Origin of the sequence: Streptomyces sp. Je 1-332 (assembly GCF_040730185.1) — a bacterium.
Lineage (GTDB): Bacteria > Actinomycetota > Actinomycetes > Streptomycetales > Streptomycetaceae > Streptomyces.
The window spans coordinates 4,144,570-4,157,486 of record NZ_CP160402.1; the positions used below are offsets into that span (position 1 = coordinate 4,144,570).

At 68.9% G+C, this 12,917-nt stretch carries 13 protein-coding genes; 11 read left to right on the forward strand and 2 right to left on the reverse strand.

Translation table 11 applies throughout. The annotated features are described in order from the left end of the window. The first annotated feature begins 54 nt into the window (after window positions 1–54). The 8 genes from ABXJ52_RS18745 (at window position 55) to ABXJ52_RS18780 (ending at window position 8,790) form a co-directional block, all read left to right on the forward strand. Window positions 55–1,122 carry an aldo/keto reductase gene (locus ABXJ52_RS18745; protein WP_367043739.1) on the forward strand — a complete coding sequence of 356 codons (1,068 nt, stop codon included), beginning with the start codon at window positions 55–57 and terminating at the stop codon, window positions 1,120–1,122. Between the two features lie 52 nt (window positions 1,123–1,174). Next, window positions 1,175–2,371: an MFS transporter gene (locus ABXJ52_RS18750; RefSeq protein ID WP_367043740.1), complete on the forward strand. Its 1,197-nt coding sequence runs from the start codon at window positions 1,175–1,177 to the stop codon at window positions 2,369–2,371. Between the two features lie 54 nt (window positions 2,372–2,425). Beyond that, window positions 2,426–3,415 (forward strand): AfsA-related hotdog domain-containing protein, encoded by a 990-nt coding sequence (locus ABXJ52_RS18755; protein WP_367043741.1) that lies wholly within the window; start codon window positions 2,426–2,428, stop codon window positions 3,413–3,415. A gap of 86 nt (window positions 3,416–3,501) precedes the next feature. Beyond that, window positions 3,502–4,200, forward strand: coding sequence for an HAD family hydrolase (locus ABXJ52_RS18760; protein WP_367043742.1), 699 nt, complete (start codon window positions 3,502–3,504; stop codon window positions 4,198–4,200). Next, complete coding sequence (locus tag ABXJ52_RS18765) at window positions 4,197–5,441, forward strand: hypothetical protein (RefSeq protein ID WP_367043743.1); 1,245 nt, start codon at window positions 4,197–4,199, stop codon at window positions 5,439–5,441. The genes ABXJ52_RS18760 and ABXJ52_RS18765 overlap by 4 nt, the downstream gene beginning before the upstream one ends. Then, entirely contained in the window at window positions 5,438–7,144 is a 1,707-nt protein-coding gene (locus ABXJ52_RS18770; RefSeq protein ID WP_367043744.1) for an FAD-binding protein, read from the forward strand. Before ABXJ52_RS18765 ends, ABXJ52_RS18770 begins: the two co-directional genes overlap by 4 nt. Continuing rightward, window positions 7,141–8,217, forward strand: a complete 1,077-nt coding sequence (locus tag ABXJ52_RS18775) for a hypothetical protein (RefSeq protein WP_367043745.1) — start codon at window positions 7,141–7,143, stop codon at window positions 8,215–8,217. Before ABXJ52_RS18770 ends, ABXJ52_RS18775 begins: the two co-directional genes overlap by 4 nt. 159 nt (window positions 8,218–8,376) lie before the next feature. Beyond that, entirely contained in the window at window positions 8,377–8,790 is a 414-nt protein-coding gene (locus ABXJ52_RS18780) for a RidA family protein (protein WP_367049122.1), read from the forward strand. 130 nt (window positions 8,791–8,920) lie between these two features. Here the strand turns inward: ABXJ52_RS18780 and ABXJ52_RS18785 are convergent, their stop codons facing one another. Then, window positions 8,921–9,643, reverse strand: a complete 723-nt coding sequence (locus tag ABXJ52_RS18785; RefSeq protein WP_367043746.1) for a DUF5324 family protein — start codon at window positions 9,641–9,643, stop codon at window positions 8,921–8,923. Window positions 9,644–9,895: 252 nt separating this feature from the next. Between ABXJ52_RS18785 and ABXJ52_RS18790 the strand changes: the two genes are divergently transcribed. After that, window positions 9,896–10,429, forward strand: a complete 534-nt coding sequence (locus ABXJ52_RS18790; RefSeq protein ID WP_367043747.1) for a peptidylprolyl isomerase — start codon at window positions 9,896–9,898, stop codon at window positions 10,427–10,429. Between the two features lie 138 nt (window positions 10,430–10,567). Continuing rightward, window positions 10,568–11,464 carry a rhomboid family intramembrane serine protease gene (locus ABXJ52_RS18795; protein ID WP_367043748.1) on the forward strand — a complete coding sequence of 299 codons (897 nt, stop codon included), beginning with the start codon at window positions 10,568–10,570 and terminating at the stop codon, window positions 11,462–11,464. 332 nt (window positions 11,465–11,796) lie between these two features. On the opposite strand, the gene crgA is transcribed toward ABXJ52_RS18795, so the two are convergent. Beyond that, window positions 11,797–12,051, reverse strand: a complete 255-nt coding sequence (gene crgA, locus ABXJ52_RS18800; protein ID WP_160506128.1) for a cell division protein CrgA — start codon at window positions 12,049–12,051, stop codon at window positions 11,797–11,799. Window positions 12,052–12,143: 92 nt separating this feature from the next. Between crgA and ABXJ52_RS18805 the strand changes: the two genes are divergently transcribed. Beyond that, window positions 12,144–12,914: a DUF881 domain-containing protein gene (locus ABXJ52_RS18805; RefSeq protein WP_367043749.1), complete on the forward strand. Its 771-nt coding sequence runs from the start codon at window positions 12,144–12,146 to the stop codon at window positions 12,912–12,914. Window positions 12,915–12,917 lie beyond the last annotated feature (3 nt).

Consider the following 12,917-nt stretch of genomic DNA (forward strand, 5'->3'; position numbering starts at 1 on the left):
CACCGCTCCCGCCCGCTCCACCGATCCACACACACCAGACAAGGAAACATCCCCATGCGTTACCGCTACCTCGGCCGAACCGGCCTCCAGGTCTCCGAGCTGTCCTTCGGGGCGGCCACTCTCGGCACCCCCGGCGCGTTCGGTGGACTGCCCGGTGCGAACTGGTCGCAGTTCGGCGTCAACGCGGGTGACGACGCCGTCCGCCTCGTCCACGCCTGCCACGACGCGGGCGTCAACTTCTTCGACACCGCCGACGTCTACCGGGACGGCGAGTGCGAGGAACTGCTCGGTCTGGCACTCAAGGACCGCCGGGACAAGGCTGTCATCGCCACCAAGGCCCGCTTCTGCACGGACCCCGACGACATCAACGCGGCCGGCTCTTCCCGGCACCACCTGGTGCGCGCCGTCGAGGCAAGCCTCCGTCGCCTCGGCACCGACTACATCGACGTGCTCTACCTCCACGGCACCGACCCGCGAACCTCCCTGGAGGAGACCCTCGGCGCCCTCGACGACCTGGTGCGCGCCGGAAAGCTGCGCTACATCGGCTGCTCGAACTTCCCCGGCTGGCAGCTGATGAAGGCACTCGACATCTCCGACCACCGCAACCTCACCCGCTTCGCCGCCTACCAGGGCTACTACAACCTGGGAGCCCGCGAACTGGAGCACGAGATCGTGCCCGCCGCCGCCGACCAGGGCGTGGGCATCACCGTCTGGAGCCCGCTGGCGGGCGGCTTCTTCAGCGGGAAGTACCGACGCGGGCAGGACGTCTCCGCGGACTTCCGGCTGGCACACGAGGGCCCCGCCTCCATCGCCCCGCTCACCGACCGCGAGCAGGCCTACGACGTGGTGGAGGTGCTCGACGGCATCGCCCGCGAGCGCGGTGTCTCGATCGCCCAGGTCGCACTCAACTGGGTGCTGAGCAAGCCCGCCGTGACGTCCGTGGTCTTCGGCGCAAGCCGCCCCGACCAGCTCAAGGACAACCTCGGCACCGTCGAGTGGGAGCTCACCGCCGAGGAGCGTGTGCGCCTGGACGCCGCAAGCGACCGGCCCGCGCCCTACCCGTACTGGCACATGCGCGCCATCGCCGGCGACCGGGACCTGCCCGGAGACATCCAGCCCTGACCGCGGGCGCGCCCCCCACAGTTCTGCCCGAGCCCGACCCAGGAGCACAGCCGTGCCCATCGCCGTCATCGCCCTGTCACTCAGCGGATTCGCCATCGGAGTCGCCGAGTTCATCATCGCGGGGATCCTCCCCGACATCGGAGCCGACCTCTCCGTCTCCATCCCCACCGCGGGACTTCTGGTGTCCGGATACGCACTCGGCGTCGTCATCGGCGCCCCCGGCCTCACCGTTCTGTGCGCCCGCACCGAACGCAAGAGCCTGCTGATCCGGCTCATGCTGGTCTTCCTCGCCGGAACGGTTCTGTCCGCCCTCGCCCCCACCTACGGGCTGCTCATGGCGGGCCGGGTGCTCTCCGCCCTCGCCCACGGCGCGTTCTTCGGTGTCGCGATGGTGGTCGCGTCCGATCTCGTCGCCGAGGACCGCAAGGGCCGCGCCGTGTCCATGGTCGCCGCGGGGCTCACCCTCTCCACGATCCTCGGCGTCCCGGCGGGCACCTTCATCGGCCAGCACTTCGGCTGGCGGTGGGCCTTCTGGATGGTCGTCCTGTTCGCCGCGGTGGGCCTGGCGGGCATCGCCTCGCTCGTGCCCCGGACGCCGGCGCCCAAGGGCACCGGGCTGCGCTCCGAACTGAAGGTGCTGCGCCGCCCGCAGGTCCTGCTGGTCCTGCTCACCACCGTGCTCGGCTTCGGCGGCGTCATGACCTCGTACACCTACATCGCGGAAATGGTCACCGGCGTCACCGGTTTCGCCGACAGTGCCGTCACCCTGATCATGGTGCTGTTCGGTGTCGGCATGTTCGTCGGCAACCTGATCAGCGGCCGCATCGCGGACCGCGCCCCCAGGAGCGCCATGTGCGGCGCACTGGCGCTGCTCACCCTCGTCCTCGGGGCGTTCACCTTCACGGTGCACGACAAGGTGGCCACCTGCGTGACCGTCTTCCTCTTCGGGGCGGCCACCTTCGCCACCATCTCCCCGCTCCAGATGCGGATCATGGCCAAGGCCGAGGGCGCCCCCACGCTGGCCTCGGCGTCCAACATCGCCGCCTTCAACCTCGCCAACGCCGCGGGCCCGCTGCTCGGCGGCAGGATCATCGGCGCCGGCCTCGGCTACCCCGCCCTCAACTGGGCCGGGGCCCTGGTCACCTTCGTCGGACTCGTGCTCGCCGCCCTCGGCGTGGCAGCCGAGCGCAAGGAGCGCGCCGTCGCGCCCGCCGTCACCTCACCCAGCGAGAGCGCCGCCGCGCACTGAACCCCATGGGTACGAGCCGCGCACTGAACGCCATTGGTACGAAAGGAAGTCACCGTGGAAGCCTCCGTCCTCGACGCGCCCGCCAGCCCCGCCACCCCTGTCACCTCCGCCTACGACCGGACCGTGTCCCGCGCGCTCGTCCACCGCTGGGCCCTGTCCGAGGTGTTCCTCACTGATTCGGTCGCCACCGGCGAGGGCGTCTTCACCGCGGCCGCGCAACTGCCCCTCTCTCACGGCTACTTCCGTGACCATGTGCCGGGGCGGGGCTTCCACGACCCGCTGCTCGTCCTGGAGAGCTGCCGCCAGGCGGTCACCTACGCCTCGCACCTCCATGAGGAGGTGCCCCGCGACACCACGTTCATGGTCACGTCCTGGACGCTCGACATCACCGATCCACAGGCGCTGCGATGCGGCGAACGGCCCGGGGAGCTGCGCATGGACGCGGAGGTCACCCAGCGCGTCCGGCGCGGCGGACGGCTGCGCCGACTGGCCTTCGCCATGGACCTCACGCTCGACGGCAGCACCCTGGGGCGGCTCACCATGGACACGAACTGCACCCCCACCGACCAGTACCACGCACTGCGCCGCATGCAGCGCGGCACCACCGTCCCCACGGCGTTCACCCTCCCCGCGGAGCCCGCCGGAGCACCGGTCGACCCGGCCCGGGTACGCCGACTCGACCCGGCGAACACCGTCCTCGACGCCGTACAGCTGGCCCCGGACAGCCTCACCGCTTCACTCAGCCCTCGTACGCACCGCAATCGCAGCATGTACGACCACCCCTACGACCACGTCCCGGCCATGGTCTTCAGCGAGGCGGCGCGCCAGTGCGCCCTGCTGCTCGGCCTGGAGGACACCGCCACGCCGGAGACCGACGCGGGGCGCGTGCTGCGGCTGCACGGCCGCTTCCTGAAGTTCGCCGAACTGGACGACTCGGTGCAACTGACCGCCGTACGCGAGGAAGACGGCAGCCAGGAGTCCTTCCGCATGAACGCCGTCCAGCAGGACGAGACGGTGGCCGAGGTGCGCGTGGCTCTGGGCTGAGCCTTCCACCCGCCCCTCCACCCGCCTCTTCCGGCCCGGCCCCTCACCTTCCGCTCTCCTCTCCCTTCTCGCCCCCGGAGTCCCCCGTGACCACGGCACTGCCGACGACCACTCACGCCGTCGCGTTCTTCGACGTCGACGAGACGCTCACCACCGTCAAGACCATGTTCGATTTCTACGACTTCTTCCTGGAGGCCGTCGGGCACACCCCGCAGGAACAGCAACGGCTCCAGCGGGACGCCCGCGACCTGCTGCGCCCCGGTATGCCCCGGGAAGAGGGCAACCGGCTCTTCTACCGGCGATTCGCCGGCTACCGGGCCGAGCAGACGGAGGCCACTGGCCGGGCGTGGTTCGCGCGGCACCTGCGGCAGGGCGGCTTCTTCCACCAGGACGTCCTCGAAGCGCTCACGGCACACAAGGAGCGGGGGCTGGCCACCGTCCTCGTCTCGGGCTCCTTCGCCCCCGCCCTGGACCCCGTGGCCGCCCACGTCGGTGCCGACGTGGTGCTGTGCACGCGCCCGGAGATCCAGGATGGCGTGTACACCGGGGAAGTGCTGACGACGATGATCGGCGACGCCAAGGCCCGGGCCGCCCGAGAGCTCCTGTCCCAGCGGGGCATCGCGTCCGAGGAATGTCACGCCTACGGCGACCACGTATCCGACCTGGGGCTTCTCCGCCTTGTCGGCCACCCGGTCGTCGTCGGCGACCACCCGGACCTGCTGGCGGAGGCCGGCCGGTACGGCTGGCACCACTTGACGGGCACCAAGGGACTGACTTCAGCGTGACCAATGCCTTTGTCGTGATGGGCTACAACAACACCCGTCTTGGCGACGTCAAGAAGATCGAGTCCTACGCCAGAGAATTCCACGACGCAGAGCTGATCCTGTGCAAGGGCGGAATCTCCGCCGGGGACCGGGAAGCCATCCGGAACTGCATCGAATGCGATTTGTCGCCGACCGGCGAGAACGTGGACTTGATCGTCACCTACCTCAAGGATCGCTCTCTTGATCTTGTCGGAGTGCTGCCGTTCTCCGACAAGGGGGTACAGATCGGCGCCCTTCTCGCGGAGAGGCTGGGCCTCCCGGGGTGCGATCCTGTCCGGGCCGCCGGTGCGGCGGACAAGTACAGCTACCGAATGGCCGAGGCGGAGTTCGGGGGCCTGCCCGACTCGATGTGCCGCGTGCGGGCCCAGGAGATCGACGACGCGCAGGACATCCGCGGCTTCTGGGACTCGGTGGCACCGAGCAAGGTGTTCCTGAAGCCGAGGGGTGAAGGGAACAGCCGCGGCTGCACCCGGGTCGACCGGCGCGAAAGCATCGACGCCGTCTTCGCCGAGCTCCAGCCCTACCTGGCCGGCGGGGTGATGGCCGAGGAGTGCGTCGACGACGCCCGCGAGTACAGCGTGGATCACGTGGCCGGGTTCTCCTGGGTCACGGAAAAGGTCACCACGACTGGTGCCTTCCGCGCCGAGATACAGCAGATCGTGCCCGCCCCGCTGGACCCGGCCGTCGAGTCCCGTGTCCGGCAGGCCGGTTTCACCGCGGCCGAGGTGTGCGGTCACGCCGACGGCGCCTTCCACAACGAGATATTTCTCTTCCCCGGCGGAGAGAAGGCTGCCGTGGTCGAGCCGAATTCCCGGCCCGCGGGCATGCGTATATGGGACCTCGCCGCGCTCGCTTTCGATTTCGACCCGTGGGCGGCGTGGCTGCACTACAGCCGCGAGGGAAAACCTGCTCCGGAGTTTACTGACCAACGGGGGTACGCGGGAATCCGCATGATCCCGGCACCGGCCGACGGCGTGCTGTCCTCACTTCCTGCCGTCGCCGGAATGGAAGACGAATTCCCGGAGCTGAAGGAAGTCGTCATCACAAAGAAGCCCGGCGATGTGCTGGCCACTCAGGCAGCAGATAATGCCGGATTCATCGGGTATGTCATTTGCTCCTCGCCGACGTACGAGGGGACTCAACGGGCCCTGATTTCCTGCGCCAGTCATATACAGAACTCCGTGGGGGTCGAGGCCGCATGAGTCGAGTCATCATCGTCGGTGCCGGTGGCGCCGGTCTGACCGCCGCCATCGAGGCCGCCGAGGCCGACGCGGATGTCGTACTGGTGACGAAGGCGATCTACCAGCAGTCCTCCTACCGCTGGGCGTCGGTCGGCGGCTGCACCTGGAAGACGCACGCCTTCAACGCAGCTGTGGCGGAGGGCGACAGCGTCGAGGCCCACATCCGTGACACGATCGCCGGCGGCGCGGACGCCAATGATCCGCAGCTGGCACAGACGCTGTGTGAGGGCTCCCGGGAGCTCGTGTTCTGGCTGGAGAGCATCGGCCTGAACTTCGAGAAGACCGACAACGGTTTCGCGACGCGGCCCTTCGGCGGTTGCGGCGCGCCCCGTGGCGTCCACCTCGAAGACCGTCTGGGATTCCACATTCAGCGAAAGCTGGACGAGAAGGTGGCCCGCCTCGTCGCCGCGGGCAGAGTCACCGTCTACTCCGGGCTGCGCGGCACCAGACTCCTCCTCAACCCCTACGGGCAGGTGTGCGGCCTTGAGGCCATGTCGGTCGACAGCCTGGAGTTGCTGGAGATCCCCGGCGAGGCCGTGATCCTGGCAGACGGCGGCGGCGCATCCATGTACGCCCCGTCAGCCGCGTCGATGGACAAGACCTGCGACGGCCTCGCGCTGGGTCTGCAAGCGGGGGCGGACGCCGTCGACATGGAGTTCGTCCAGTTCCACCCCACCGGTCTCGCCTCGAACGTCCTCACCTTCGACGGGACCCTGGTGGAAGAGGCAGTCCGCTTCGACGGTGCCATCCTCCTCAACCGTCATGACGAGCGGTTCATGTTCCGGCATGACGAGCGGGGCGAGCAGGCGACCCGCGACGTGGTCTCGCGCGGTATCTACCGGGAGCTGATCGAGGGCCGTGCATACGACGACGGGTCCGTTCACCTCGACATCAGTGCCTGCCGGGACGTGATCGCCACGCAGTACCCGGCGCTTCTCGAGCGCCTGGTCCAGGCAGGATTCGACCCCCGTCGCGAGACGGTCCTGCCGATCCGGCCGACGGCCCACTTCCTGATGGGCGGGCTACGGATCGACACGAAGGCCCAGACCTCCGTACCCGGCCTGTACGCGGCGGGGGAGACCGCCGGTGGTGTGCACGGCGCCAACCGGCTCGGCGGCAACGGCCTCTCCGAAGCGCTCGTGTTCGGGCGTATCGCCGGCCGTCACGCCGCGACCTCCGGTTCCCCGGCGACGGACGACGGCATCACGGTCACCGGCGCATACCGTGCCCCCAGCACAGGAACCGAATCCGTCGACAGCGTGCTTCAGGCCCTGCGCCAGAGCATGTACCTCCACGCCGGGCCGATCCGCAGCCACCGCGGACTGATCAAGATGCTCGGCATCATCAGCGTGCTCGAGGACCGCACGCGGCACATCGGCCTCGGCACCGGTTCACGGGCCGCCGGGCAGGTGCAGACCTACCTCGATCTCCAGAACCTGCTCCTGGCCTCCAAGACGATCGTGGAAGCGGCGCTGCGGCGCGAGGAGTCGCGCGGATCCCACTTCCGAGAGGATTTCCCCCAGCGGGAGGCAGAGTTCGAGGGGTTGGCCACGCGGTTGAAGGAGGGCCAGCTCGCATGGGAGCCGTACATGCACGTCGGCGGTATCCACCCCGGCGGTATCCGCCCCGGCGATGTGCACGCTGACGCGCGCGCGATGTCATGACGTACGTCCTGCGATTCCTGTCGGCCCTGTGCCTGTTCGCGATACTCGCCAAGGGCAATGTGCTCCTTGACGCCTACTCCAACACCGTTCTTGTGCTGGGCTACCGCGTGCTGTTGGTGTTCTCGCCCCTGTTGATCCGGTGGGTCGGGCACTCGGCTGGAGGCGTCTGCTTCCTGGCCGCGGCGGGCGGTGCCGTTCTCTGGACCGTCCCGGGAACTCCGGTCCACCTGATGGCGGCACTCCTTGTGGGGCTCGGCCTCAGCGTGGGTGGCTACGTCCTCAAGGCCACTGCCGCCGAGAGCCCCTCCGGAGCCTCCTGGAACAAGATCGCCCTGAACGGCGGCTCGCTGCTGGCCGGTGTGTACGTGGCGCTCATGGACCCCACCTGGGGTGTGATCGGCTTCCTGGCGCCACTCATCGCCGTCCTCGCACTGTCCGGCGCCCTGTCCTTGTGGGCCGTGCGGGGAGACACCGGCCGGCTCGGTCCGCGGCACGACGTGGGGCCGGAGACGACAGGGCGGCACAAGGCCGGCTGGAGCCTGCTCGGTATCGCCATCGGCATCAAACTCTTCGCGGTGTTCTCCATCCTCCCGCAGTACCTGCTCCTTACGTCCGGTGAACTCCCGGCCTGGTATGGCTACCTGATCAGCCTGAACGCGGCCGTGGTGATCCTGCTGCAAAAACCGGTCATGTCGCTCATCACCGCGGGGGGCAGCACTCAGGCCCGCGAGAAGTTCGTCCTGGCGCTGCTGGCCGCGTGCATGGTCGTCCTGGCGACGCCGAGTCTGTTCCGCGTCGAGCTGCTGCCGGGAGCCCTGTTGTGGATCACGCTGTGCTCGGTGATCGAGTGTGCCGCGAGTTACCTGGATGTGGCCGCCTCGCGAGCGGCATGCCTGTTCCACAAGGAAGCGGCGGCCGGAGTGGGCGCCGGGTTGTGCGTGGCCCTGTCCCGGTTCGCCGGTGACATCGGGCCGGAGCTGATCGGTGGCGTGGGTCTTGCCTGCATCGCGGGCGGCGCCCTGTGCCTTTACGGCGGAAGGGCCCGCGCCGACCAGGTCGCGGTCGCCGCATAGGCCCCTACTTGGCCCCTACTTCCCCACGGTGAGAGTGCGGGCCCCTGAAGGCCCGGCGCGCCCCACGGACAGACCACGGCACGTCCGTTCTCATATCCGACCGACCCCGCCTCGAGGTGATGCACCATTTCCCGCGCCCACGCCGTCACAGGCCCCGACCTGCCCGTCCACGGCCCGTACTCGCCGGCCGTGCGCGTGGGGGACTTCCTCTTCGTCTCGGCGCAGTCCGGTGTCGACCCCGCGACCGGTACGGTCCCCGCCGACGGAGCTGAAGCAGAGTGCCGTCAGGCCCTCCTCAATCTGGAACGCGTCCTGCACGCCGCGGGCACCGACCTGCGCGCGGTGGTGAAGACGACCGTCTTCTACAGCGACCCGGATGACCTGCCCGCGATCAACCGCGTCTACGCCGAGACGTTCCGCGTCGATCCGCCCGCACGAGCAGCTGTGATCGTCCGCCTCGCGGGCGGCCGGAGCGTTTCCATCGAGGCGATCGCCGACACGGCCGGCCGGGGGCAGGAGATACCCGACAGCCGGACTTTCGCGGCCGAGGGCGAGCAAATCGCCGGCCGGTGAAAGCGCGCTGACCCGGCTTCACTGGCAACACCGTGGGGCGGAACACCTCAGCCGAGGTGTTCCGCCCCACGGTGTTGCCAGTGCTCCCGCGCTGCCGCGTGATGACTACGGACGCGCGGGTCGGCGGTGGTCAGCGCAGGTCGTCGCGCTCAGAGGCCTCCGACTCGGCCTGCTTGGCCTGGACCTCGGGGTCGAGGGAGGCCTGGCCGCTGCCGTCGACCGAGGTCAGCGGCGCGCTGTCGGGGATCTCCGTGGCGGCCGGCGGCTCGACGAGCCAGTCCGGGTTGGCCTGCTTGTCCCACCACTTCCAGGCGGCGACCGCACCACCTGCCACCACGCCCAGGACGACGAGGCCCTTGGCGAGGCGGCCGGCGCGGGCCCGGCGGTTGTGCTTGCGTACCAGCCGCTGGATCTCCTTGGGAGAGACCTCGCCGCGCAGTGCGGCGAGCGCCGCGGCCCCTCGGGACGCCGCCTCCTCGCGGACGGGCTGCGCCACGGCCACGGCCTGCTCGATGCGGGGCTTCGAGTAGTCGGCGGCCTGCTGGGCTGCCTTGCGGGTCTGCTTGGCAGCCCTGCGGGTGCGGACAGCGGCCTCGTGCGCGGCGTGGTCCACCTTCGGCGGCACATGCGTACGAGCCTGCTCGAGGCGCGGGCCGACGTGAGCGCCGTACTGGACACGGGCTTGCTCGGCGGCCTGCGACACCTTGGGTGCGAGGCGTGCACGGCTCTCGTGTGCGTAGTGGACGGCCTGGTCCTTGGCCGTTCCGGCGTAGGGGGCCACCGCCTCCGCGGCATGCCGCACGCTGTCCCTAGCCGAACCGGTCGCGGCGCGCACGCTGTCGATGCGGGTCACAGGATCCTCCTCCTCGGTGGCTTATAGGTATGTCACCTTTCCACCCTTTCAAGGATCATGCCTTCCGGATGGCTCCGAGGCATGACGCAGCCGGGCATCCGGGTGCGATCATTTTGATCAAATCGGTACAAGGAGAGTGCTTTGCCGACAATGCCACGGATCGTCGTGGAGCGCGCCCACTCCGTGACTACTCGTCGCAATCCGGTCCATGGGAGGATCGGGGGCGTCACAGAAGACAACGGAAGGCAGACCGTGGCCGAGCGGCTTTACGCCACCCTGAAGACCAACCGAGGCGACATCGAGGTGCTGCTGCACCCCAACCACACGCCGAAGACGGTCAAGAACTTCGTCGAGCTCGCTCAGGGCGAGCGCGAGTGGGTCCACCCGGAGACCGGCAAGAAGACCACGGACCGGCTCTACGACGGCACGGTCTTCCACCGCGTCATCAGTGGCTTCATGATCCAGGGCGGCGACCCGCTGGGCAACGGCACGGGCGGCCCCGGCTACGAGTTCGAGGACGAGTTCCACCCCGACCTCGCCTTCGACAAGCCCTACCTGCTCGCCATGGCCAACGCCGGCCCGGGCACCAACGGCTCCCAGTTCTTCGTGACGGTCTCCCCGACGGCCTGGCTCACCCGCAAGCACACCATCTTCGGCGAGGTCACGAACCCGGCGAGCCAGAAGGTCGTCGACGACATCGCGGCCACGCAGACCAACCCGCGCACCGACCGCCCGGTGAACGACGTGGTCATCGAGTCCGTCGTCATCGAGACCCGCACCGCCTGACACCGGCGCGCATCGCCTGACACCGGCGCACCTCGCCAGGGAACCAAACCGCCCCGCCCATCCGTAAAAGGAGGGCGGGGCGGTGCGTTCGCGCGCGTGGGCGCGACCGTGCCGTCGTACGGACATTGAGGGGACCCCATGGACCAGGCACCAGGCAGCCCGCAGGGGCCACAGGACGCATCGAGCCTGCCCCGTTGCTACCGCCACCCGGACCGCGAGACCGGCATCAGCTGCACGCGCTGCGAGCGTCCGATCTGCCCGGAATGCATGATCAGCGCCTCGGTCGGCTTCCAGTGCCCCGAGTGCGTGCGCGAGGGCTCGGGCACCGGACACGCGCCCGCGGCGAACCAGCCGCGCACCATCGCGGGGGGCTCGATCGCCACCGACCCGCGGCTGATCACCAAGATCCTGCTCGGTCTGAACGTCGCGGTGTTCATCGCGGTCCTTGCCATGGGGGACCGTCTGGTCAATGAGCTGGTGCTGGTCGGCCAGTGGCCTCCGTACCCCTATGTCCCGGAGGACGGTGTCGCCGAAGGCCAGTGGTATCGCCTGGTCACGTCGATGTTCACGCACCAGGAGATCTGGCACATCGCGTTCAACATGCTCGGCCTGTGGTGGCTCGGCGGCCCCCTGGAAGCGGCACTCGGCCGCGCCCGTTTCCTCTCGCTCTACGTGCTGTCCGGCCTGGCGGGCGGCGCGCTGACCTACGTCGTCGCGGAGCCGGGCCAGGCCTCGCTCGGGGCGTCCGGGGCGATCTTCGGTCTGCTCGGCGCGACCGCGGTCCTGATGCGGCGCCTGAACTACGACATGCGCCCCGTCATCGCGCTGCTCGCGCTGAACATGCTCTTCACCTTCACCTGGAGCGGCATCGCCTGGGAGGCGCACGTCGGCGGTCTGGTCGCCGGTGTCGCGATCGCGTACGGGATGGTGCACGCGCCCCGCGAGCGGCGAGCGCTCGTGCAGTGGGGGACCTGTGCCGTGGTGCTGGTCGTGGTCCTGGCGGCTGTGGTCATCAGGACCGCGCAGCTCGTCTGAACCCCGCCGTTGCCATCCGATGGCCAAAGTTGTCCACAGCGTGTGCCCGCGGCTGTGCATTCCGTGGGGAACAACAGTGCCCCTTGTTGCTGACCTGGGTTTCCCCAGGAAGGACAAGGGGCCTGTGAGGGCTTGCATGGCGATCAGCCAGTCATACCGGCGTCAACGCCCCGAGAGTTATCCACAGATCGTCTTTCTTTTCCCCAGCCGGGGCCGGGGTGTGGATAGCGCTGTGGATAACTCAGGGCAAGGCTTGCGCGCAGCGCCGCGGCTGTGGCCCCCGAAGGGGCGCTACTTCCACAGCGTGAGGCGCTACTTCCACAGCGTGGGCACTACTTCCACTGCGTGGAGACGCCGAACCCCGCGGCGATGAAGCCGAAGCCGACCACGATGTTCCAGTTGCCCAGCGGGTCGATCGGCAGCTTGCCGTCGGTGACGTAGAAGACGACGATCCAGGCGAGCCCGATGAGGAACATCGCGAGCATCACCGGAGCCACCCAGCTTCGACTGGTCAGCTTGATGTTCGTCGCCTTCTTCGCGGGCGGCGTGTAATCGTCGGCCTTCTTGCGGATCCGTGACTTCGGCACGAGGGTCTCTCCTGTCGATACGGGGAGCTGAGCCCTCCCCCGGGCGTCCGTTAGCGTAGTGCTTCCGCGGCGCTGAAGGAGATAAGGGTACGTTGAGCAATTCCGCCGACTCCCCCACAGGTCCGGGTCGCCGTCCCCGTTGGCGGCCGGTTCGGCTCCTGACAGCCGCCGTTTTCGCGCTCGCGGGCCTCATCTTCTTCACCAGCTTCAACACGGCCAAGGGCACGAACATCCGCACCGACGCCTCGCTCCTGAAGCTCTCCGACCTGATCGAGGAGCGCAGCCACAAGAACGGCAAGCTGGACGAGTCAAACGGCACGCTGCGCGACGACGTCGAATCCCTGGCCGAGCGCGACAACGGCGGCACGAAGGCCGACGACGCGCGGCTCAAGGCCCTGGAGAAGAACGCGGGTACGAAGAAGCTCAGCGGCGACGCCGTCTCCGTCACCCTCGCCGACGCCCCGCCGAACGCCACCGCCAAGCTCCCCGGCTACCCCGAGCCGCAGCCCAACGACCTCGTCATCCACCAGCAGGACCTCCAGGCCGTGGTCAACGCGCTCTGGCAGGGCGGCGCCGAGGGCATCAAGGTCATGGACCAGCGGCTCATCTCCACCAGCGCCGTGCGCTGCGTGGGAAACACCCTGATCCTCCAGGGGCGCGTCTACTCCCCTCCGTACAAGGTGACCGCGGTCGGTGACCCGGAGAAGCTCAAGACGGCGCTCGCCGCGTCCCCGGAGATCCAGAACTACATGCTGTACGTCAACGCCTACGGCCTCGGCTGGAAAGTCGACGACGATGGGGCGGTGACTCTTCCCGGCTACTCGGGCACAGTGGATCTCCACTACGCGAAGCCCGTGGAGTAAGCC